The sequence below is a fragment of the Chryseomicrobium imtechense genome, assembly GCF_041475995.1.
GTDB lineage: Bacteria > Bacillota > Bacilli > Bacillales_A > Planococcaceae > Chryseomicrobium > Chryseomicrobium aureum.
Window position 1 is genome coordinate 210,845 of the sequence record NZ_JBGOBM010000002.1, and the last position, 20,003, is coordinate 230,847.

Annotated in this window: 23 protein-coding genes; 20 read left to right on the top strand and 3 right to left on the bottom strand. The window is 39.5% G+C overall.

From position 1 onward, the window contains the following. Window positions 1-302 precede the first annotated feature (302 nt). Window positions 303-812 (bottom strand): DUF1189 family protein, encoded by a 510-nt coding sequence (locus AB5N96_RS02690; RefSeq protein ID WP_499704585.1) that lies wholly within the window; start codon window positions 810-812, stop codon window positions 303-305. Window positions 813-970: 158 nt separating this feature from the next. On the opposite strand from AB5N96_RS02690, the gene AB5N96_RS02695 reads away from it, so the two are divergent. The 13 genes from AB5N96_RS02695 (at window position 971) to AB5N96_RS02755 (ending at window position 14,276) form a co-directional block, all read left to right on the top strand. Further along, window positions 971-2,602 (top strand): Na/Pi cotransporter family protein, encoded by a 1,632-nt coding sequence (locus tag AB5N96_RS02695; protein WP_499704586.1) that lies wholly within the window; start codon window positions 971-973, stop codon window positions 2,600-2,602. After that, on the top strand, window positions 2,603-3,082 hold the full coding sequence (locus AB5N96_RS02700) for a DUF456 domain-containing protein (RefSeq protein ID WP_204589344.1): 480 nt from the start codon (window positions 2,603-2,605) through the stop codon (window positions 3,080-3,082). Between the two features lie 114 nt (window positions 3,083-3,196). Then, a complete protein-coding gene (locus AB5N96_RS02705) occupies window positions 3,197-3,805 on the top strand; it encodes a superoxide dismutase (protein WP_204589343.1) in 609 nt (202 codons plus the stop codon). Window positions 3,806-3,904: 99 nt separating this feature from the next. Beyond that, window positions 3,905-6,121, top strand: coding sequence for a peptidoglycan D,D-transpeptidase FtsI family protein (locus AB5N96_RS02710; protein ID WP_499704587.1), 2,217 nt, complete (start codon window positions 3,905-3,907; stop codon window positions 6,119-6,121). A gap of 520 nt (window positions 6,122-6,641) precedes the next feature. Continuing rightward, window positions 6,642-7,598, top strand: a complete 957-nt coding sequence (locus AB5N96_RS02715) for a PstS family phosphate ABC transporter substrate-binding protein (protein WP_204589341.1) — start codon at window positions 6,642-6,644, stop codon at window positions 7,596-7,598. 77 nt (window positions 7,599-7,675) lie between these two features. Then, on the top strand, window positions 7,676-8,611 hold the full coding sequence (pstC, locus tag AB5N96_RS02720; RefSeq protein WP_204589340.1) for a phosphate ABC transporter permease subunit PstC: 936 nt from the start codon (window positions 7,676-7,678) through the stop codon (window positions 8,609-8,611). A 1-nt stretch (window position 8,612) separates the two neighbouring features. Beyond that, window positions 8,613-9,491: a phosphate ABC transporter permease PstA gene (gene pstA, locus AB5N96_RS02725; protein ID WP_204589339.1), complete on the top strand. Its 879-nt coding sequence runs from the start codon at window positions 8,613-8,615 to the stop codon at window positions 9,489-9,491. A gap of 26 nt (window positions 9,492-9,517) precedes the next feature. After that, a complete protein-coding gene (gene pstB, locus AB5N96_RS02730; protein ID WP_204589338.1) occupies window positions 9,518-10,306 on the top strand; it encodes a phosphate ABC transporter ATP-binding protein PstB in 789 nt (262 codons plus the stop codon). A gap of 13 nt (window positions 10,307-10,319) precedes the next feature. After that, window positions 10,320-10,976, top strand: coding sequence for a phosphate signaling complex protein PhoU (phoU, locus tag AB5N96_RS02735; protein WP_204589337.1), 657 nt, complete (start codon window positions 10,320-10,322; stop codon window positions 10,974-10,976). A gap of 197 nt (window positions 10,977-11,173) precedes the next feature. Further along, the gene (gene rpmG / locus AB5N96_RS02740) at window positions 11,174-11,323 is read left to right on the top strand and encodes a 50S ribosomal protein L33 (RefSeq protein WP_053588882.1); all 150 of its coding nucleotides are present in this window, start codon (window positions 11,174-11,176) and stop codon (window positions 11,321-11,323) included. Between the two features lie 117 nt (window positions 11,324-11,440). Further along, the gene (locus AB5N96_RS02745) at window positions 11,441-11,995 is read left to right on the top strand and encodes a 5-formyltetrahydrofolate cyclo-ligase (protein WP_342525432.1); all 555 of its coding nucleotides are present in this window, start codon (window positions 11,441-11,443) and stop codon (window positions 11,993-11,995) included. A gap of 5 nt (window positions 11,996-12,000) precedes the next feature. Further along, complete coding sequence (locus AB5N96_RS02750; protein ID WP_342525433.1) at window positions 12,001-12,192, top strand: YqgQ family protein; 192 nt, start codon at window positions 12,001-12,003, stop codon at window positions 12,190-12,192. 164 nt (window positions 12,193-12,356) lie between these two features. Beyond that, window positions 12,357-14,276: an LTA synthase family protein gene (locus tag AB5N96_RS02755; protein WP_499704588.1), complete on the top strand. Its 1,920-nt coding sequence runs from the start codon at window positions 12,357-12,359 to the stop codon at window positions 14,274-14,276. A 778-nt stretch (window positions 14,277-15,054) separates the two neighbouring features. Here AB5N96_RS02755 and AB5N96_RS02760 read toward each other — a convergent pair. Next, complete coding sequence (locus AB5N96_RS02760) at window positions 15,055-15,234, bottom strand: DUF2759 domain-containing protein (protein ID WP_204589333.1); 180 nt, start codon at window positions 15,232-15,234, stop codon at window positions 15,055-15,057. Between the two features lie 142 nt (window positions 15,235-15,376). Between AB5N96_RS02760 and AB5N96_RS02765 the strand changes: the two genes are divergently transcribed. Continuing rightward, complete coding sequence (locus AB5N96_RS02765) at window positions 15,377-16,009, top strand: MBL fold metallo-hydrolase (RefSeq protein ID WP_204589332.1); 633 nt, start codon at window positions 15,377-15,379, stop codon at window positions 16,007-16,009. Between the two features lie 46 nt (window positions 16,010-16,055). Here the strand turns inward: AB5N96_RS02765 and AB5N96_RS02770 are convergent, their stop codons facing one another. After that, on the bottom strand, window positions 16,056-16,298 hold the full coding sequence (locus AB5N96_RS02770; RefSeq protein WP_204589389.1) for a DUF2626 family protein: 243 nt from the start codon (window positions 16,296-16,298) through the stop codon (window positions 16,056-16,058). Between the two features lie 241 nt (window positions 16,299-16,539). Between AB5N96_RS02770 and comGA the strand changes: the two genes are divergently transcribed. Genes comGA through AB5N96_RS02800 form a run of 6 tightly spaced genes read left to right on the top strand, consistent with a single transcriptional unit; the run spans window position 16,540 to window position 19,955 of the window. Further along, a complete protein-coding gene (comGA, locus tag AB5N96_RS02775) occupies window positions 16,540-17,532 on the top strand; it encodes a competence type IV pilus ATPase ComGA (RefSeq protein ID WP_239584765.1) in 993 nt (330 codons plus the stop codon). Between the two features lie 3 nt (window positions 17,533-17,535). After that, window positions 17,536-18,519: a type II secretion system F family protein gene (locus tag AB5N96_RS02780; RefSeq protein WP_204589330.1), complete on the top strand. Its 984-nt coding sequence runs from the start codon at window positions 17,536-17,538 to the stop codon at window positions 18,517-18,519. Window positions 18,520-18,531: 12 nt separating this feature from the next. After that, window positions 18,532-18,837, top strand: coding sequence for a competence type IV pilus major pilin ComGC (gene comGC / locus AB5N96_RS02785; protein WP_204589329.1), 306 nt, complete (start codon window positions 18,532-18,534; stop codon window positions 18,835-18,837). A 5-nt stretch (window positions 18,838-18,842) separates the two neighbouring features. Then, window positions 18,843-19,268 carry a competence type IV pilus minor pilin ComGD gene (comGD, locus tag AB5N96_RS02790; RefSeq protein WP_499704618.1) on the top strand — a complete coding sequence of 142 codons (426 nt, stop codon included), beginning with the start codon at window positions 18,843-18,845 and terminating at the stop codon, window positions 19,266-19,268. Next, window positions 19,261-19,530 carry a hypothetical protein gene (locus AB5N96_RS02795; RefSeq protein WP_204589327.1) on the top strand — a complete coding sequence of 90 codons (270 nt, stop codon included), beginning with the start codon at window positions 19,261-19,263 and terminating at the stop codon, window positions 19,528-19,530. Before comGD ends, AB5N96_RS02795 begins: the two co-directional genes overlap by 8 nt. After that, on the top strand, window positions 19,518-19,955 hold the full coding sequence (locus AB5N96_RS02800) for a ComGF family competence protein (protein ID WP_204589326.1): 438 nt from the start codon (window positions 19,518-19,520) through the stop codon (window positions 19,953-19,955). Before AB5N96_RS02795 ends, AB5N96_RS02800 begins: the two co-directional genes overlap by 13 nt. Window positions 19,956-20,003: the final 48 nt, after the last annotated feature.

Consider the following 20,003-nt stretch of genomic DNA (forward strand, 5'->3'; position numbering starts at 1 on the left):
GTCCATTTAGGATAAACGTATGCTTCTTCATTAAAGTTCCGGACAGCCGGATTTAATTGTCGGACCAGTTCTTGCCAATCTACAAAGGAGAGTGAAGAAGATGAAGCCGCATAACTTTCTTTTAATGAAGTGCTTTGGGAGTGAACAACCGAATAGTTCGAAGTAGATGGATGTGAAACGAGGGAATCCTGTTCTAAATCCACACGTATTGCATAGCAAAATAAAACAAATGAGCAAAGAAACAAGTATGTACCGCATAAAAAAACCTCCTGTCTACAAAGTATATGAGAGGAGGAAAATTTCTATGATTTTTTTGGTAGCTTCGGATAATACTTGAGTGCCCATAAAGCGAAAATTAGAGTGAGGGCATAACTCAACCACTGAATACTTACTATATCACCAATAAACATGTAGCTTACTAGTAAAAGTAAGAAGGACCATGTGTTTGCAAATAATGTTGTTCTCCACAAGAATCGATAGTCACCGCGTTTTTTAACTAAAGGAGCTAGTAGCCAGACAATTCCTGATAATAGGCTGATTCGTGCAAATATCAGTAACGTTTGAATAATAAATAAAAGTAAGAATGCAAACGGATATAACAACCAATTGATTTCATTAAAGTACTCTAAAACTCCATCCAATTCAGTCGTGCTCGGGCCGATTTGCGTGGTGAATTGAAAAAAACCAAGTAAGGTAAACAAAGTGATAAAAAGAAAAATATACTGCATCGTCTTACCCATCGGAGCTAGTCGAAAAGCTGCTAGTTTCTTAGGGGAACTAAGACTTGCCGTGAAAAGTTTCCATATAGTCATTAGTCACGCGTCCTTTCGAACCGTATTGTACCATGTCAAAATTTAAAACTTCAATTATTAAGATATTGTAAATTTGTTGTGATTTCTCTTTACAATAGGTTTATACTTTAAGCATAATGAGTGGCGTGTCAAAAAATTGTATGGGAGTTGACCTTTACGTGGAATTAAACTGGCAAGAAATGCTGTTCACCTTCTTCGGTGGTTTAGGTATTTTCTTATTCTCAATTAAATTTATGGGTGATGGCCTGCAAAAAGCAGCAGGTGATCGACTACGTGAAATCTTAGATCGCTTTACTACGAATCCTTTTATGGGTGTGTTAGTCGGTATCATTGTGACAATACTTATTCAGTCTTCATCTGGTACGACCGTGTTAGTTGTCGGACTTGTAAGTGCTGGATTTATGAACTTACGACAAGCGATTGGTGTAATCATGGGAGCCAACATCGGGACCACGGTTACGGCATTTATCATCGGATTTGATGTTGGTGCTTATGCACTACCAATCATGGCTGCGGGTGCGTTCGCAATTTTCTTCTTTAAAAACGCACGTATCCACAACATCGGAGAAGTTATTTTTGGATTTGGTGGACTGTTCCTCGGTTTAGAACTTATGGGTGAAGGGATGAAACCTTTACGCGAAGTACAAGCGTTTACAGATTTAACAGTTGAAATGAGTGTCAATCCTATTCTTGGAGTTGTTGCGGGTACATTGTTCACAGTGCTTGTTCAAAGCTCAAGTGCCACTATAGGGATTCTACAACAACTTTATGCTGAAAATTTAGTAACACTGGATGCTGCTTTACCAATTTTGTTCGGTGATAACATCGGAACAACAATCACTGCGGTCCTTGCTGCTTTTGGTGCATCTATCGTAGCTCGTCGTGCTGCTGCTGTACACGTACTGTTTAACTTGGTTGGTACAGTTATATTCCTATTAATTCTTCCATTGTTCGAAAGTTATGTTCTGTGGTTATCAGGCCTTCTAGGTTTGGAAGAAAGAATGCAAATAGCATTTGCCCACGGTTCATTTAACGTTGCCAACACAATTATTCAATTCCCATTAATTGGTTTATGGGCGTATGTTGTAACGAAAGTGATTCCAGGTGAAGAGGTATCAATTGAATACAAACCAAAACATTTAGATGAAAACTTTATTGAACAATCGCCATCGATTGCAATCGGTCAAGCGAAAGAAGAAATTCTTCGCATGGGTGGCATGAGTGTTCAAGGATTAGAATTAACATATAGTTATTTAAAAAATAGAACAAAGCGTGATGCTGAGCTTACGGTTCAGATTGAAGAGGCATTAAACAATCTTGACCATAAGATTACGGATTATTTAGTGAAAATCTCATCTCAGTCGCTTTCACCACAAGATTCAACACGTCATAACATGTTGATGAACACAGTACGCGATATCGAGCGTATCGGAGATCACTTCGAAAACATCATCGAGTTGATTCAATACCAAGATGCACACAAGCTTCAATTGACAGAAGATGCGATTGAAGACGTGTCTGTAATGTTCGAGTTAACGATTGATACAGTTTCAAAAGCGATGAAAGCATTGGATGAAAACTCTGCTGAGCTTGCACGTGAAGTAGCAGAGCAAGAGAACACAATCGACAAAATGGAACGTAAATTCCGTAAAAACCATATCGCTCGTCTAAACGAGGGCAAGTGTACAGGTCAAGCAGGCGTTATGTTCGTTGATATTCTAAGCAACTTAGAACGTATCGGTGATCATTCTGTAAATATCGCAGAAGCAGTACTTGGGAAGCGTGTATAAATGGAGATCATCGGATGGATTTTAATCATCGCAAGTTTTGCCATTGCTTATGTTGGGCTCGTATATCCCATCATCCCATCAGTTGTATTCTTGCTGATTGGTTATATTCTATACGGATTGTTCTTCTCATTCTCAGAACTGACAGTATGGTTCTGGATTATACAAGTGTTCTTCGTCGTCCTAATCTTTAGCGCAGATACACTTGCCAACCTCGCGAGTGTTAAACGCTTTGGAGGCACGAAGCCTGGCCTATACGGAAGCACAATCGGATTGATCTTCGGTCCTTTTGTGATTCCAGTAGTAGGTATCATAGTTGGTCCATTTTTAGGTGCTTTCCTTGCTGAATTGATTTTCTCGAAAAAGAATGTGAAAGATGCATTCCGTGCAGGGGTAGGCTCGTTTGTTGGACTTGTGACATCGAGTTTGGTGAAAGCGATACTCTTCACAATTATGATTTTGATTTTTATCTTCTTTGTATAAGTTCAGTCAAAAGCCTGAAAAATGAAACAATAAATAGTTTTTATTTGATTGCCATTGTCTTCTTTGCTAATGTAAATAGTGGAAGTATCACTAGTACCTTAGGAGGAATTGACAATGGCTTTTGAATTACCGAAATTACCGTACGAATATGACGCATTAGAGCCTCATATCGACAAAGAGACTATGAACATTCACCACACGAAACACCACAACACGTATATCACGAACGTGAACAACGCTCTTGAAGGACATTCGGATCTTTCTTCAAAGTCTGTTGAAGAACTTATCGCAAACTTGGATGCTGTTCCTGAAGACATTCGCACAGCAGTTCGTAACAACGGTGGAGGTCACGCAAACCACTCATTGTTCTGGGAAATCCTTTCTCCAAATGGTGGCGGCCAGCCAACAGGTGCACTTGCTGAAGCAATCGACAGCAAATTCGGTAGCTTTGATGCGTTTAAAGAAGAGTTCACAAAAGCAGCAACTACTCGTTTTGGTTCAGGATGGGCTTGGTTATCAGTAGCAAACGGGGAAATTGAAGTTTCTTCAACTCCAAACCAAGACTCACCAATCATGGAAGGCAAAACTCCACTACTAGGTTTGGATGTATGGGAGCACGCTTACTACTTGAACTACCAAAATCGTCGTCCTGACTACATTTCTTCTTTCTGGAATGTTGTAAACTGGGATGAAGTGTCAAAACGTTACGAAGCAGCAAAATAATACAGTACGACCACAAACTTCGGTTTGTGGTTTTTTTTCGGTTTGTTGAAACATTTTCATCTAGTTAGACGTGTTATACTTGTAAGCGAGGTGCACGTAATGAAAAAAGCTAAACAACAAACTAGAAGTTCCAAATCAAAACAAAGAGCCCATTTAATCTTCCGGATGAATATTTTGTTTTTCACAATTTTTCTTCTGTTCACAGCATTGATCTTCAGGTTAGGCTATTTACAGATAGTAAAAGGAGAAGATTACTCGCGAATACTCGCACGAACGGAAGAAGTTCCTGTTAATACGAGCGTCCCGCGTGGTCGCATCTTTGATAGTCAAGGGCGTATTCTGGTCGACAATCAAGCAGAACGCGCGATTACATACACGAAGATGCAAACAACAACAGGTGACGAGATGTGGGGAATTGCTGAGCAGCTTGCCCAGTTAATTGAAAAAGAAACGTCCCAAATTACGAAAAGTGACTTACAAGATTATTGGTTACGAAAAAATAAAGACGACATGTATCGCTATGTAGATAAGGATGAGCAAGATGCAATCGAACAAGATGAGACGTTGACGAATCCTGAAAAATCGCGTCAGATGAATCGCTTGATTCGAGATAGTATTCCAGAGGCAGAACTTGAATCCTTTACAGAGCAAGAGCTTGAGAACATCGCGATTTACCGTGATATGGTTTCTGGGTATGCATTATCTCCTCAAATTATTAAAGGAGAAAATGTGACGGTAGAAGAGTTTGCACGTGTTTCTGAGCGCTTGAACGAATTGACAGGCGTTAACACAACAACAGACTGGCGCCGTGTACGAAACTCAAACCTTGCCATTTTAGGAACAACTACACTACCAAAAGAGGGGATTCCTCGCTCGGATTTAAATCACTACCTTGCACGCGATTATTCTCGTAATGATCGAGTAGGGCGCAGTTATGTTGAGCAACAATATGAAGAAATATTACAAGGTCAAAAATCTGTAGTAAAGAATATCACAGACGGTAAAGGCCGAGTAATTGATACGCAAACTGTATATGAAGGGGACCCAGGGAAAGATCTTGTACTTTCAATTGATACGGAAGTGCAAGCTAAACTCGAAGAGATTGTGACGCAGCGGCTTCTTGAAATGAAGCGAAATTCAGGGACACGTCATTTAGATCGTATGTTCTTTACAATGATGGATCCGAATACGGGTGAAGTTATTGCAATGGTAGGTAAAATATTACGACGCGATCCCGTAACTTCAGAGTTTGCACGCGACCCACAAACGGGTGGTTATATTGTAGATGACTATGCATTCGGTACGTTTACTACTGCATATGAAGCTGGTTCTACTATTAAAGCAGGAACACTGCTAACCGGTTACCGTGAAGGTGCGATTCGACCTGGTGATGTAAAAGTGGACGAACCGATTCTGATTGCTCAAGATAGACCGAAAACTTCTGTATTTAATCGAACGGGTCGAATCTCTATGAATGATATAACAGCTATTGAGCGTTCATCCAATGTATATATGTTTAAAACTGCTTTTACATTAGCAGATGAAGTGTACCGACCACGCCAATCCATTAACTTTAATTTTGACGCCTTCACGAAAATGCGAAATGGTTATGCTCAACTAGGTTTAGGAGTTCCGACGGGTATTGATCTTCCTGGTGAAGTCTCAGGTTTCAGTAATTCTGATAATGACGAGGCAGGGAAATTGCTCGATTTAAGTATTGGGCAGTATGATACGTATACACCACTTCAATTAACGCAATATATTGCAACATTAGCGAATGGTGGAAAACGAATACAACCAAGAGTTTTAAAAGAAATTCGCCAGGCTTCTGAGAATGGAGTGGAAATGGGTGTATTAGAAAGAGAAATTCAACCCACTGTGTTGAATATCTTAGAAAATACCCCATCCGAAATTGAGCGGATGCGTTCTGCGATGCGACGTGTTTACAGCGGGTCTGCAGGAACGGCACGTGGATCATTTGCAGATTTCAAATATGACGGAGCAGGAAAAACCGGAACTGCTGAAACATTTGCATACGATCCAGTTCAAAGAACACAATTTCCAACAGTTACACTTTCTCATGTAGGCTTTGCTCCTTATGATAATCCTGTGGTTGCATATTCTACAATGATTCCATGGGCTTCGACTCGTGATGTCTATGAAACAAATACATCCACACCACTAACACGAGAATTAGTCGATGCGTATTTTGAAATTATGGAGCGCCGAGCAGGAGAAGAGAAAGTCGATTCTTTGTATCCACAAATCATTCCATCCATTTCTGAAGATGCGTTTGACGAGGAAGATGAATCGTAAAATAGAAGTACTATATTTTAAGCACATTCTTTTGATGAACTTCAAAAGAGTGTGCTTTTTTATTGTTTAAATTAAATTGAGCCGGATGATTAGTTTCCATAAAATCATTTGGGGCGTTAATGACGAGATCTCGGTCGCTAATGGATAGAGTACGGTCGCTAAATGAGCTCTCTCGGTCCTTAATTGGCACATTACGGGCGTTAAATGCCGAATTCTTAAGTCCTTACTAGCAAGATCTTAAGTAATCATCTGAAGTTGAATCTGGCTCTTTCAACAAGTATTCGACTTCGAACGAAATCGAGTTGCGCCTCCTAGAAATCCCGCAAGTAGCCATCGCGGCCCATGAAGCAAAGTGCGCTTCACGGTCCACGCTGTCATCTTGCACAATTTCTGAACAGTCGGCTCCACATCTAAAAGGTCATTTACAATTTCTTTACAAGACGTTCATTTCTACTCAACAAAGTCTTGATAAAGTTACTAGTGTAAGAAAAAAACAAGAAAACGTAGGGGGACACACCTGATGAAGAACTGGAAATACTTTATGGGAACAGCAATGCTTGGATCTGCACTTATTTTAGGAGCGTGTGGAGACGAAGCTGCGGAATCAGCAGAAGGTACAGATACAACAGATACTGGTAGTGAAGAAGCAGTCGTTGAAGGTTCAGTAGTAGGAGATGGTTCATCAACAGTAGCGCCAATCCTAGAAGCACTAGTTGAAGAATATTCTGCACAAAGTGAAGTACAAGTAACAGTTGGTGTATCAGGAACAGGTGGAGGATTTGAGAAATTTATCGCAGGAACTACAGACTTCTCAAACGCATCTCGTCCAATCAAAGAAGAAGAAGCAGCAAAATTAGAAGCAGCAGGAATTGACTTTACAGAATTCCTACTTGCTTATGACGGATTAACGGTAGTAGTAAACAGTGAAAATGACTGGGCATCTGATTTAACTGTAGAAGACTTGAAGAAGATTTGGGTAGAAGATGGCACAACAAAAATGTGGTCAGATATCAACCCTGAATGGCCTGAAGAAGAAATCGTGTTCTATTCACCTGGTTCAGACTCAGGTACTTACGATTACTTCAATGAAGTTATCTTAGAAGATGCTGACATGGTTTCAGCTGCAACTCTTTCTGAAGACGATAACATACTTGTACAAGGTGTACAAGGTGACGTCAATGCAATTGGATTCTTCGGGTATGCGCACTACCTAGCGAACCAAGATACAATTTCTGCAGTGAGCATTGAAGGCGTTGAGCCAAACAACGAAACAATTGAATCTGGTGAATATTCACCACTATCACGCCCACTCTACACATATGCGAGCAATGCAGCTATTGCTGAAAATCCAGCAGTATATGACTTTATGAAATATGTGATTGAAAATGCAGGAGCAATGGCTGAGGCTGTTGGGTATGTATCTGCACCACAAGAAGAGTATGACGCAGATATGGAAGCACTTGAAGCTTTAAAATAATCACTGTTTATACGTGAAGAACAAGAGTAGCGTCTTGCTACTCTTTTCTTCCGTCTAGTTGGAAAAGGGGGATCACGATGGCTGAGCAACGTCCATCTGTTCAAGAGATGATTGCAAACGCAGGAGCAAAGCGAAACCGGAAAACACTTGAAAAAGCAATACCGGTTGTCCTTTTCATCATTGCAGCAATCTCTGTACTAACTACATTAGGTATTGTATTTACACTAATAGTTGAAACATTTATCTTCTTTACAGAAGTACCTTTCTTCTCTTTCTTATTTGGTACAGAGTGGTTACCATTCTCCAATACAGAAGCGCGATTTGGGATATTGCCCCTCATTGTTGGTACTTTAAAAGTAACATTCATAGCAGTAATTGTAGCAGTGCCACTTGGTCTATCGGCAGCTATCTACTTAAGTGAATATGCAAGTGATACTGCTAGAAGAATTATTAAGCCAATTCTAGAAGTACTTGCGGGTGTACCAACAATCGTATATGGCTACTTTGCATTAACATTTGTTACTCCAGTGCTTCAGCAGTTTATTCCTGAACTGAAGATCTTCAATGCAATCAGCCCTGGTATCGTAGTGGGTATCATGATTATTCCAATGATTGCTTCTTTATCTGAAGATGCGATGAGCGCAGTACCGAACAGCATTCGTGAAGGTGCACTTGGAATGGGATCAACTCGTCTTGAAGTGGCACTGAAGATTGTTCTTCCAGCTGCCCTGTCTGGAATTTTAGCATCGATTGTATTAGCGATGTCACGCGCAATTGGAGAGACAATGATTGTATCTCTAGCAGCAGGGTCAACGCCTCGATTTGATGGTCAATTCACAGACAGTATTCAAACCATGACAGCTTACATTGTGCAAGTAGCAACAGGTGATGCTGGGTATGGCACAACAATCTATTATTCCATTTACGCAGTTGGGTTTACATTGTTCTTGTTCACACTAGTGATGAACTTGTTAGCACAACGAATTTCAAAACGTTTCAGAGAGGAGTATTGATATGCGCTATATGAACAATGAAGCCGTGATGAAAAAGATGAATTCACGTAAAATTGTCAATCTTATCTTCAAAGGCATCTTCTTATTTGCGACAATACTCGCTCTTATGACGCTTGCTGTGCTATTTTATCGAATTTTATCTCAAGGAATAGGCTATCTCTCTTGGGATTTCTTCAACAACTTTGCCTCACGCTTCCCAGAAAAAGCTGGTATTAAAGCGGCTTTAATTGGATCGATTTGGTTGATGGCTGTTGTCGCACCTGTTTCGATGTTCTTAGGTATCGGTAGTGCAATCTATCTAGAAGAGTATGCCAAGAAAAACAAAATCAATGATTTTATTCGAGTCAATATTTCAAATTTAGCCGGCGTACCTTCTGTTGTATTCGGTTTACTTGGTTTAACGATTTTCGTTCGTGCGCTTGCGCTTGGAAATAGTGTATTAGCAGCTGGATTTACAATGAGTCTTTTAATACTACCGGTGATTATTGTGGCATCTCAAGAAGCTATCCGTGCTGTTCCTAGTGAAGTGCGAGCAGCTTCTTATGGAATGGGAGCTACAAAGTGGCAGACGATTACACGCGTCGTATTGCCAAGTGCAATACCGGGGATTTTAACAGGTTCTATTCTTGCATTATCTCGAGCAATTGGAGAAACAGCTCCACTAGTCGTCATTGGAGTTCCCGTCATTATTCAGTTCTTGCCGAGTGGTGTGTTCGATACATTTACCGCACTTCCTATGCAGATCTATGACTGGGCGAAGCGTCCACAAGCGGACTTCCAAAACGTTGCTTCTGCCGGGATCATTGTTTTGATGTCTGTTCTATTGTTAATGAACTCTGTGGCTATATTAATACGTAATAAATTCCAGAAGCGTTACTAGACGCATCGGAAAAGGGGAGACTACACATGGTACAACAAATTGATAAAAAGCCTGAAACAACTCAAATTGTCTATGATACAAAAGGTTTGAATCTTTGGTACGGCACGAATCACGCTTTGAAAAATATTGATTTGCCAATTTACGAAAATGAAGTGACAGCGATTATCGGTCCATCTGGATGTGGGAAATCGACGTATATAAAAACGCTAAATCGTATGGTGGAATTAACACAAGGTGTAAAAACATCTGGCGAAATTCACTACCGCGGTCGCAACATTTTTGATAAGGATTACACAGTTGAAGAACTACGTACGAAGGTTGGAATGGTATTCCAAAAACCAAACCCATTCCCGAAGTCAATCTATGACAACATTGCCTATGGTCCACGTATCCACGGTATTAAAAACAAGAAAATCTTAGATGAAATTGTCGAGAAAAGTTTACGTGGCGCAGCGATCTGGGATGAAGTAAAAGATCGTCTATCTACAAATGCTTACAGCTTGTCGGGTGGTCAACAACAACGAATCTGTATTGCACGTGCACTAGCAATCGAACCAGATGTCATCTTGATGGACGAGCCTACTTCTGCCCTAGATCCGATCAGTACTTTAAAAGTAGAAGAATTGGTGCAGGAATTAAAGAAAGATTACTCAATCATCATCGTCACGCATAACATGCAACAAGCAGGACGAATTTCAGACAAGACAGCATTTTTCTTAAACGGGGAAGTTGTTGAATACGATGAGACAAATGTGATTTTCTCAAATCCATCTGATCAACGTACAGAAGATTATATTTCAGGTCGATTCGGCTAAGGGGGCTATTCACATGGTAGTAAGAGAAATGTTTGATAACGAATTAAAGAATTTACACCAAAAGCTCATTCATATGAGTCAACTTTCAATTGAACGTCTTAGTGAATCTGTAGATGCACTTGCAAATCATGATGTCGCGCTGGCGAGTAAAATTAAAGAAGCAGATGCGGAGATTAATAAACTCGAGGAAGAAATTAATGATGCGGTCATTTTAACGATAGCTAGACAGCAACCTGTTGCTACAGATTTGCGACGATTAATGGTCTTAGTGAAGATTGCTGGAGATATGGAGCGAGTCGGGGACTATGCAGTCAACATTGCGAAAGAGACGGAACGCATCGGTTCACAAGAGCATTTAACTCAATTGCCTAAAATTCAAGAGATGAAAGACAAAACCGTGTCTATCTTACGTCTGACATTAGATGCATTTATCGCAGAAGATGTTGAACAAGCGCAAACTATTGCGAAGCTCGATGACGAAATTGATAAAATGTACGGTGAACTGATTCGTGACTTGTTAGGGTCTGGTGTATCAAGTCCAGACCAGCTTCCACAAATCACACAACTTGCCTTTATCTGTCGCTACTTAGAGCGTTCAGCAGATCATGCAACGAACATGGCAGAGCAATTGCTGTACCTTCGCAAAGGAAAGCACATTGATTTAAACTAAAATTATTTCAATCCAGTGCAGACTCTATGGAACCAATAGAGAATGCACTGGTTTTCCTTTAGAGTAAAACAAGAGTTCATCAAAATAATTTAGTGAAAATGACTAGATTTTATATTTCATTGTGATATAATAGGTAAGTCGTATAAATCAGCTCAAAATGATTTTAATACATCCTTTATAGAGTGGGAGGGACTACAATGCGCGTTAATATTACTCTTGCATGCACAGATTGTGGAGAGCGTAACTACATTTCTAAAAAGAACAAACGTAACAATCCAGAGCGTTTGGAGCTTAAGAAATATTGCTCTCGTGAAAAGAAAATGACTCTTCACCGTGAAACGAAATAATAACTGATCAACCAAAATCCCCGCTCGGATTTTGGTTTTTTTAAAAAAATAATACCACATCATTCACTCATCTGGTCTTGATCAGATGAGTGTTCTTCTTGAAGGGAGTTGCAGGAAATGAAACGACAGCTGCGAATAGATGTATTGAATCAATTGCAAAACTTATCAAAAGAAAACCATGCTGAAAAAAGTACATTCCTTCATCAACATGTTTGGCAGTATATAAAAGATAAGTCTGTACAGTCTGTTGCCGTAACCATTTCCTCATACCCTGAAGTTGATACAAAACGTTTGATTGAATGGCTGTGGGAAGCAGAAAAAGATGTGTACGTTCCGAAAAGTGACTTTTCTACACGACAGATGAAGTTTATAAAGATCACCTCATGGAATGATGTTAAACCTGGCTTTAAAGGGATCTTAGAGCCAATTGAGAGCAGTCCTGAATCTACAACATTTGATTTAGTTATAGTTCCAGGAGTGGTCTTTTCGAAAGATGGATATCGTATCGGTTTTGGTGGAGGTTTTTATGATCGTTTTTTAGAAGAGTACAAGGGAGAAACGCTTTCTTTGGCATTTGAAACCCAGCTCCGAGATGCCGTGCCGTATGAAAGCCATGATATCCCCGTGAAGCATCTCGTTTTACAAGATGGTATTTTTGATACAAGTAGGTGAACAAAGTGGAATCATTTTATGACGTCCAGCAGTTATTAAAGAAATTTGGTATTTTTGTTTACACAAAGGATTTACAGGCAGATGTAGATCTTATGGAATTTGAGCTGTATGAATTGCACAGTTCGGGTTTGTTATCGACTGATGACTATATTAAAGCTAAGCTAATTATTCGAAATCGCGTATCAAAAGGGATATAAATACATGAACGATTTACAATTGACTATGACTTTTGGTGTAAAATTTATAAATTTTGAAACTAATTAGGACTAAATCCGTCTAATAGAGGGTATTATATTTACGTTATGTAAAGATTTTATGGAATATGTGAAGAGTATCCACATATATTGAAGGAGGAGTGGCCATGAAAAAACGGTCTACACATTCTTTACTATTTGCTGCAATAGTATTGACTTGGTTAAAAACATTTACTGTTTATCATACAAGTTTTGACTTGAAATTAGAAAACATCATGCAGCAGTTTATTTTATTTTTAAATCCATTAAGTTTTATTTTAGTGTTCTTTGGTCTTTCTTTGTTTTTCTCTAAAGAAAGTAGCCGTCGTCGATTTATCTTGGCTGGAGCAACAATTTTATCTATTGTTCTTTACGCAAATGTAGTGTTCTACCGATTCTTTACTGACTTTATTACACTACCCGTTTTGTTCCAAACTAGTAACTTCGGAGATCTCGGAAGTTCTGCAAAAAATAGTATTTATTTCACGGATATCTTTTACTTCGTAGATGTCATCTTGTTGTTCGTAATTGCTCGTAAACTCACGAAACAAAATACAGAAATTGTGCAAAAGCAAATTCACCGGAAGGCATACTTTGTGTTTGCTGCTGCAATTTTCTTTCTAAATTTAGGGCTTGCAGAGATTGAACGTCCACAGTTATTGACGCGCAGCTTTGATCGTGAAATGCTTGTTAAAAATATCGGCACATACAACTACCACATCTATGATGCGTATGTGCAATCAAAATCCCAAGCGCAGCGTGCATTTGCTGATGGTAGTGAACTTGTAGAAGTGAATAACTACGTCCGAGCAAATCATGTGGATAGCCCTTCACCTCTTGAAGGAATTGCAAAAGATAAAAATATCATCGTGGTTTCAATGGAGTCGATTCAAAACTTCGTAATTAATGAAGAAATGAATGGAGAAGTTATTACACCATTTCTAAATGAATTGACGCAAGATCCGGATACGATGTATTACTCAAATTTCTATCATCAGACAGGACTTGGAAAGACATCTGATTCAGAATTTATCGTTGAAAATTCACTTTATCCACTTGGTGGGGGAGCGGTATTCTTCACGCATGGTGGAAATACGTACAACTCTCTTTCTGAACGTTTAGGTGAAAATGGCTACCATACATCTGTAATGCATGCCAACAATAAAAGTTTTTGGAACCGTGATATGATGTATCAATCTCTTGGCATTGAAAAATTCTTTGATATTGATAGCTACACGATTGAAGAAGGTCAAGCGGTCAACTGGGGAATGAAAGATATTCCATTCTTTGAACAGTCTGTGGAATTGATGAAAGACATTCCACAACCGTTCTACACACGTATGATTACATTAACAAATCACTATCCATTTACATTGGATGAAGAAGATAAATTTATTCCAGAGTATGACTCTAACTCTGGAACACTAAATCGTTATTTCCAAACAGTGCGCTACATGGATGAGTCACTTCGTGTATTGTTTGATGAGTTAAAAGCAGCTGGTTTGTATGAAGATTCAATCATTGTAATGTACGGTGATCATTATGGTATTTCTGAAAACCATAACCGTGCAATGTCTCAATATCTAGGGGAAGAAGTTACTCCTTACGTTTCTTCAGGCCTTCAAGAGGTACCTCTATTCATCCATATCCCAGACAGTGGAATGGGTGGAGAGAAAACAGATATCGCAGGTCAAATCGATTTACGCCCAACAATTTTACACATGGCTGGAATTGATTCGTCTAAGGATATTCAGTTAGGTACTAACTTGTTTGCAGAAGATCGTGAACAGAAAGTAGTTTTCCGTGATGGAGGTTTTACTACAGAAGATTTCGTTTTCACGAAAAACACATGTTATGATGCGAAAACAGGCCTTGAAATTGAAGCTGTAAATTGTGAAGAACAAGCAGCAGCTGCCAACCAAGAATTAAATTACTCGGATCAATTGATCAATGGAGACTTATTACGATTCTATAATCGTGAGACAGGCCAGTTATTGATTGAAGAGGGTTCAGTAGAAGAGCCAGTAGAAGAACCTGTAGTAGAATAAAAGAAGTGGACCAGTACCTTACTTGATTAAATTCAAGATAAGGTGCTGGTTTTTTATTTTGGAAATCCCTCCACCCAGAACGCCATTTCCTGGGTGGGTTTCCCCGAGCCTCCCCACGTAAGATGAAAGAAGAGCACTTTCATCTTCGTTGCCGGGTCTCGTGAAAACCCAGATGGCCCGGGAAATAACGTCCTGACCTCCGGGATTTCCTATAAGGGGCCTGTCACCTATAAAAAATTGTCGGCATCAAACTGAACGAACGTTCATCGGATGAATAAGTAATTTATTCTGCACTAATCAGGATTTCTTCTACTGAAACTGATTTTTCTTCTACACTAACCGTGATTTATTCTACCGAAGTACTATTATGGAAACTAATCCAAAACTCAGACCTGATTTCTTAAGGGTCTTACTACTAAAATCTTATGACTTTCGCAATCGACAAGTGGAGGTAGTGAGTTCCCGGGGTGACGTTCTATTAATCTAAATGGAATCGAGTTGCACCTCCTAGAAATCCCGCAAGAAGCCATCGCATCCCATAAAGTAAAGAGCGCTTCACGGGCTCCGCTGTCATCTTGCACAATTTCTGAACAGTCGGCTCCACATCTAATTACAGTGGAGGCGAGAAGTGCAAGCTTCTCGTATGCCAAGAGGTGGCTCCGGTATGCTCCCCCTGGAACTCACTGCCATAGCGCCAGAGATTGAGTCGACTTCACATCTACATAAACAAAAAAGCCTCCCCTAATCGGGAGGCTAAGTTGCTCATGCATGCATGAAATTAGTGTAATCCTGGTGGATATCCTTGGAAGATAACCGTCGCAACCGAAAAGAAACCAAATACTAAAACAGTTGCGGCATTAAAGAATACGCCTAAGAAATTTCTTTCTTTAAACGCTTGGTACGTTCCAACGATAGCTAAGATCGTTGTTAAACCAAAAATAACGATTAATAAGTTCATGGATGACACTCCTTTCGACATCAGAAAATGAATGCCGTAAACAAATATTCCTCTTTTATTTTACGTTGTTCCTGCGCATTTGTCGAGTAGGATTCATGACATTTGTTTGAACGTTCGGTTACACTAAGTAGGAGGTGAAATTATGACAACGATTCGAAGATTACCACTCGGACCCATTCAAACAAATTGTTATATCGTACGAAAAGGAAATGCCGCACTCATTATTGATCCAAGCGACGAACCTGCAAAAATTACGCAAGCACTTGAACAATCTAATGTACGCCCTATCGCTATTCTTTTAACGCATGCCCATTTTGATCACATTGGAGCTCTTCAGGCGATGGTTGATAAGTATTCGATTCCTGTGTATTTGCATAAAGCAGAAGAAAAATGGCTGTCTGACCCAATGAAAAATGGGTCAGGAAAATATGCTGAGCTTCCAAATGTAGAAGTAGCAGTCGAAATCACACCTGTTAGCGAAGGGAAGTTAACACTCGAAGGATTTGAAATTGACGTACTTGAGACACCAGGCCACTCTCCAGGAAGTGTCAGCTATTCATTTAAAGAGCATGGGTTTGTTGTGAGTGGGGATGTATTATTCAGAGGGAGTATCGGTCGTACGGACCTTATCGGCGGCGATTTAAAACTCTTAATGCAATCAATTACACGTAAGCTTGTTGAATTACCAGAAGATACGGTTGTGTATTCCGGTCATGGTGAAGAGACAACGATTCAACAGGAATTAGATACGAATCCGTTCCTAAACGGTTTTTAAATAAAAAAGACCAGAGTCTCGATAAGAGAATCTGGTCTTTTTTGGATTAGTGACTTGCTCCTGGTACGTGAATGAATGATGCATAGTACGTAAATCCTGCAAAGAAAAACATGAGGTACGCACCGAAGATATACATATACATACGTTCAGATAAGTTCAAGAAACCAAGAAGAAGAAATAATCCGGTGTTTGCTAACATGATCAATGAAGCTGGAACCATATCGCCAAGGTAGAACATGACAGAGAAAATACCTGTCCAAAAAGCCATTACTTTATACATATTGCCCATCATAATTAGAGTCCCTCCTTTTAACGGCAGACGAATCACACTCTTATTATAATGTATTGGACAAACGAATGTAAACAGAATCTCACCTCGAAATGACAATGACAAGATGTTGTCACATCTTGCCTTCATTTAATAAAGTTCTGATAATTCAGAAATAATGCTAGACAGACAATTTTGTTTAGGTATACTTAAACTACATTCTGGTGGCGATGCAGGATGTACTGGAGAAAAGGAGCTAGCTTTGTCTGAACTAAATCCAATTGAAAAGAAGAGCAAAGAATTGCTTGAAAAAGCGATTTTATTTGAAGCGTCAGATCTTCATTTTATACCTATAGAAAAAAGTTATCAGCTGTTGTTCAGAAGAAATCAACAAATGTTCGATGCCGGTAAAATCCCCCATGCATTCGGTGATCGAATTGTTACGTACTTCAAATTTTTATCCTCACTTGATATTACCAATAAGCGAAATCCTCAAAGTGGTGCATTTGAAATGCCCTTCGACTCTTTATTTTACAATTTCCGTGTTTCTACCCTATCATCTGTTTCCAAAAGAGAGAGTATGGTAATTCGCATTGCCAAACCCAATGTAAGTGTTCCTATTGATGAAATTAGTTTAAGTGCCTCACAAGCAGTCCAATTACGTAAAATTGTCGCGTCACGACAAGGTTTGGTTTTGCTAATAGGTCCTACTGGCTCTGGGAAATCTACGACGATGTATGCTCTAACGAAGTATTGCTCCAATGAGCTGGCACGCCACGTGATCTCTTTGGAAGATCCTGTTGAAGTTAGCCAAGACTATTTATTACAAGTTCAAGTCAACGAAGGCGCAGGTCTTACCTATTCTGCAGGACTCCGAGCGATACTACGGCATTCTCCAGATGTCATCTTAATAGGTGAGATACGTGACAAAGAGACAGCTAAAATTGCAGTGGAGGCAGCTCTAACTGGCCACCTAGTAATTTCAACAATTCATGCGAAAGACGCAATCGGTGCGATTTACCGTTTACTTGATTTAGACGTAACGCTTGAAGAAATCAACCAAGTTTCGCGCGCATATATTTCTCAGCGTCTGTTACTGCGTAAACAGGTGAAGCATGCACTAGGTGCGGTATACGAAATTTTAGAGACGGACGACATCCAATCCTTGGTTGTTTCAATTCAAAATGGACAGCGACCAACAATTCCTCACGACTTATCACTTGCCTATCAAATTGAACATGCGGTTCGAGAGTAAGTGATGCATCCACAGGCACAGGCGGAACTTTTGGATAAGCTGGCTGTTACGATAGAGGAAGGAATCTCGAGTACAGATGCCCTGTTTATACTTACACCATTTTACTTATCTTCTGATAAAGTCGATGAATTAAAACGATTGTTTGAAGAAGGGGGTGAGTTATCGATGGGTTTTCACTATCTTGGTTATTCCTCTGCTATTGTAGAATCCATCAAATTAGCAGAAGTTCACGGCCAAATAAGTCGCATTTTTAAAGTGACGGCGCATAATTTACGTGTCCGATACAACTTAAAACAAAAGGCAATCCGGACCCTTAGCTACCCAGTCGGACTATTGTTCTTCATGTCTCTGTTATTTGTTGTCTTCAAATTATATTTCCTTCCGATTTTTCGTCCCATTATTGAACGTGCAAATCCAGAAGCTGTGACCTATGTAGAGATAGTCTTTTCTTTGCCATTTTATTTTATAACTGGAGCCGCTATTTTGTTCGTCATGATGGCGTGTGTAATAGGTAGTATGAGAAGAAAACCCAATACCCACCGTTTTCGACAATTCCGTATTATCCGAAAGTACCAAAACGAACTGACTGGATATATGCTATCAAAAGACTTGAGTATGTTACTTGAAAGTGGTTTTACCATTGCAGAATCACTTCGCTACATGGAGTCCAACCGTTCAGAACTTTTAAAGTCATCGGCAACTGCTACGCTCTTTCATCTGAATAGTGGTCATTCATTTTCAAAAGCTATGCATTTATCTGGGTGGTTCACAAAAGCATTGATTCGATATGTGGAATATGGTGAAATCCATGGTTATATTGCGAAGGAACTTGAATTGTTTCAAGAGTTTACAATGGATACTCTTGAGCGAAAAGTCACAAAAGCGATTGCAATAATGCAACCAGTCTTATTTTTAGTATTGGGCGCTTTAGTGGTGAGTGCCTATTTATCGTTAATGTTACCGATGTACAATCTACTATCACTTTAGGAGGAATTCAATATGAGATGGCTTAAAAATCAAAAAGGTTTTACTTTAGTAGAAATGATGATCGTTTTATTAATTATTTCTGTATTATTGCTTGTGACAATTCCTAATATCGCACGACAAACCGCGACGATTGATGAAAAGGGATGCGAGGCCTATCGCACGATGCTTTCTAGTCAAATCGAGTCTTATAAACTCGAGTTTAAGAAAAAACCAGACCTTGCTGACTTACAGTCAGAGGGATTTGTAAAAGAGGGTCCATTGGTCTGCCCAGACGGTACCGAATTAACGATAGCTGCAGGTGTAGTTAACAATAAGTGAAGCGTATGAAGAATGAGTCAGGTTTTACATTTCCGGAAGCACTCGTTGTATTACTCATTGCTACACTAGTACTTAGTTTTTCAATTCTATACAGCTATCGAACTTCTATAAAAATAGAGGAAACGCAATTCTTCTTACTCCTGAAACAGGATATTTTGTCTGCGCAAGTCTCCTCCATCGAGCAAAAACGTCCTTATGCCGTAAATTTTTCTTCCGCACAAAAAGTTTATACAATACATTCGGGAATTAATGAGCTTAAACGAGTCAAGTTTCCTGACAGTGTTAGGTTTAAAGATACCTCTTATTTATCAATCATCCAATTTACTGCGGATGGATCAATCACTTCCTTTGGGACCGCAATCTTTGTAACTTCAAAAGGAGATAAGACCATTACGGTTCATATTGGGAAAGGGAGGGTGCAGCTTGAATGAACGCGGATGGAGTACAGTAGAGGCGCTTGCTGCATTTAGCTGTTTGTTAGTGTTGATTTTCACGACCGTTCCATTAGTGACTGCGATGACTGAAAATCTTACTGCCTCAAAATTCGATTATTTCACTACTTTAGCGGAATATGAATTGGTTGGTAAATCAGAAGGGAGACTTGTCTTAGATAATGAAATCTATACAAGTTATTGGAAGGGAGAGATGTGGTGCATTGCCAAAAATGGAGAGGAACTCTCTTGCCGAGAATAAAAAGTGAGAAGGGATTTACACTAGCAGATCAGCTCTTGCAAATTCTGGTGCTAGGTCTCACCACTACACTTTTGTTAGTTTTTTCTGCGGTACTAGCAGACTATGTAAAAAATACTGAGAGTGCGGAGCATCAGGAATTCGATCAATTCTGGTTGGAATTTACGCATTTGATTCATTCCAGCAGCCACGTTAGTCCGCACTTTTCTTCGTGTTCCTTAAACATCGTGCAACAAACAACAGTGCATCGCTATGAAAAAGTAGGGACACGGATTCGTAAATCTAAGAACGGGGCAGGAAATGAACCGATGCTGTTGAATGTCTCGTCCTGCACAATAAAAGTAGATGAAAATAAAGTTGTACTCTCTGTGGAGTTGCTGTCTGGTGAAACGTTTAAAAGGGAGACTTATCGAGATGTTGTATTCTAGAGGGTATATCTTGCCACTCACCTTATTAATTGTTCAACTACTTCTCGT

Bases quoted from the DNA above. Each gene is read 5' to 3' on its own strand.
- comGD (WP_499704618.1), top strand. From the start codon at position 18,843: ATGAAGAATGAGTCAGGTTTTACATTTCCGGAAGCACTCGTTGTATTA.
- pstA (WP_204589339.1), top strand. From the start codon at position 8,613: ATGCGCTATATGAACAATGAAGCCGTGATGAAAAAGATGAATTCACGT.
- AB5N96_RS02780 (WP_204589330.1), top strand. From the start codon at position 17,536: ATGCATCCACAGGCACAGGCGGAACTTTTGGATAAGCTGGCTGTTACG.
- AB5N96_RS02705 (WP_204589343.1), top strand. From the start codon at position 3,197: ATGGCTTTTGAATTACCGAAATTACCGTACGAATATGACGCATTAGAG.
- AB5N96_RS02690 (WP_499704585.1), bottom strand. From the start codon at position 812: ATGACTATATGGAAACTTTTCACGGCAAGTCTTAGTTCCCCTAAGAAA.
- pstC (WP_204589340.1), top strand. From the start codon at position 7,676: ATGGCTGAGCAACGTCCATCTGTTCAAGAGATGATTGCAAACGCAGGA.
- AB5N96_RS02700 (WP_204589344.1), top strand. From the start codon at position 2,603: ATGGAGATCATCGGATGGATTTTAATCATCGCAAGTTTTGCCATTGCT.
- AB5N96_RS02710 (WP_499704587.1), top strand. From the start codon at position 3,905: ATGAAAAAAGCTAAACAACAAACTAGAAGTTCCAAATCAAAACAAAGA.
- AB5N96_RS02765 (WP_204589332.1), top strand. From the start codon at position 15,377: ATGACAACGATTCGAAGATTACCACTCGGACCCATTCAAACAAATTGT.
- AB5N96_RS02760 (WP_204589333.1), bottom strand. From the start codon at position 15,234: ATGAACTTATTAATCGTTATTTTTGGTTTAACAACGATCTTAGCTATC.
- AB5N96_RS02745 (WP_342525432.1), top strand. From the start codon at position 11,441: ATGAAACGACAGCTGCGAATAGATGTATTGAATCAATTGCAAAACTTA.
- phoU (WP_204589337.1), top strand. From the start codon at position 10,320: ATGGTAGTAAGAGAAATGTTTGATAACGAATTAAAGAATTTACACCAA.
- AB5N96_RS02715 (WP_204589341.1), top strand. From the start codon at position 6,642: ATGAAGAACTGGAAATACTTTATGGGAACAGCAATGCTTGGATCTGCA.
- AB5N96_RS02755 (WP_499704588.1), top strand. From the start codon at position 12,357: ATGAAAAAACGGTCTACACATTCTTTACTATTTGCTGCAATAGTATTG.
- comGC (WP_204589329.1), top strand. From the start codon at position 18,532: ATGAGATGGCTTAAAAATCAAAAAGGTTTTACTTTAGTAGAAATGATG.
- AB5N96_RS02770 (WP_204589389.1), bottom strand. From the start codon at position 16,298: ATGGGCAATATGTATAAAGTAATGGCTTTTTGGACAGGTATTTTCTCT.
- pstB (WP_204589338.1), top strand. From the start codon at position 9,518: ATGGTACAACAAATTGATAAAAAGCCTGAAACAACTCAAATTGTCTAT.
- rpmG (WP_053588882.1), top strand. From the start codon at position 11,174: ATGCGCGTTAATATTACTCTTGCATGCACAGATTGTGGAGAGCGTAAC.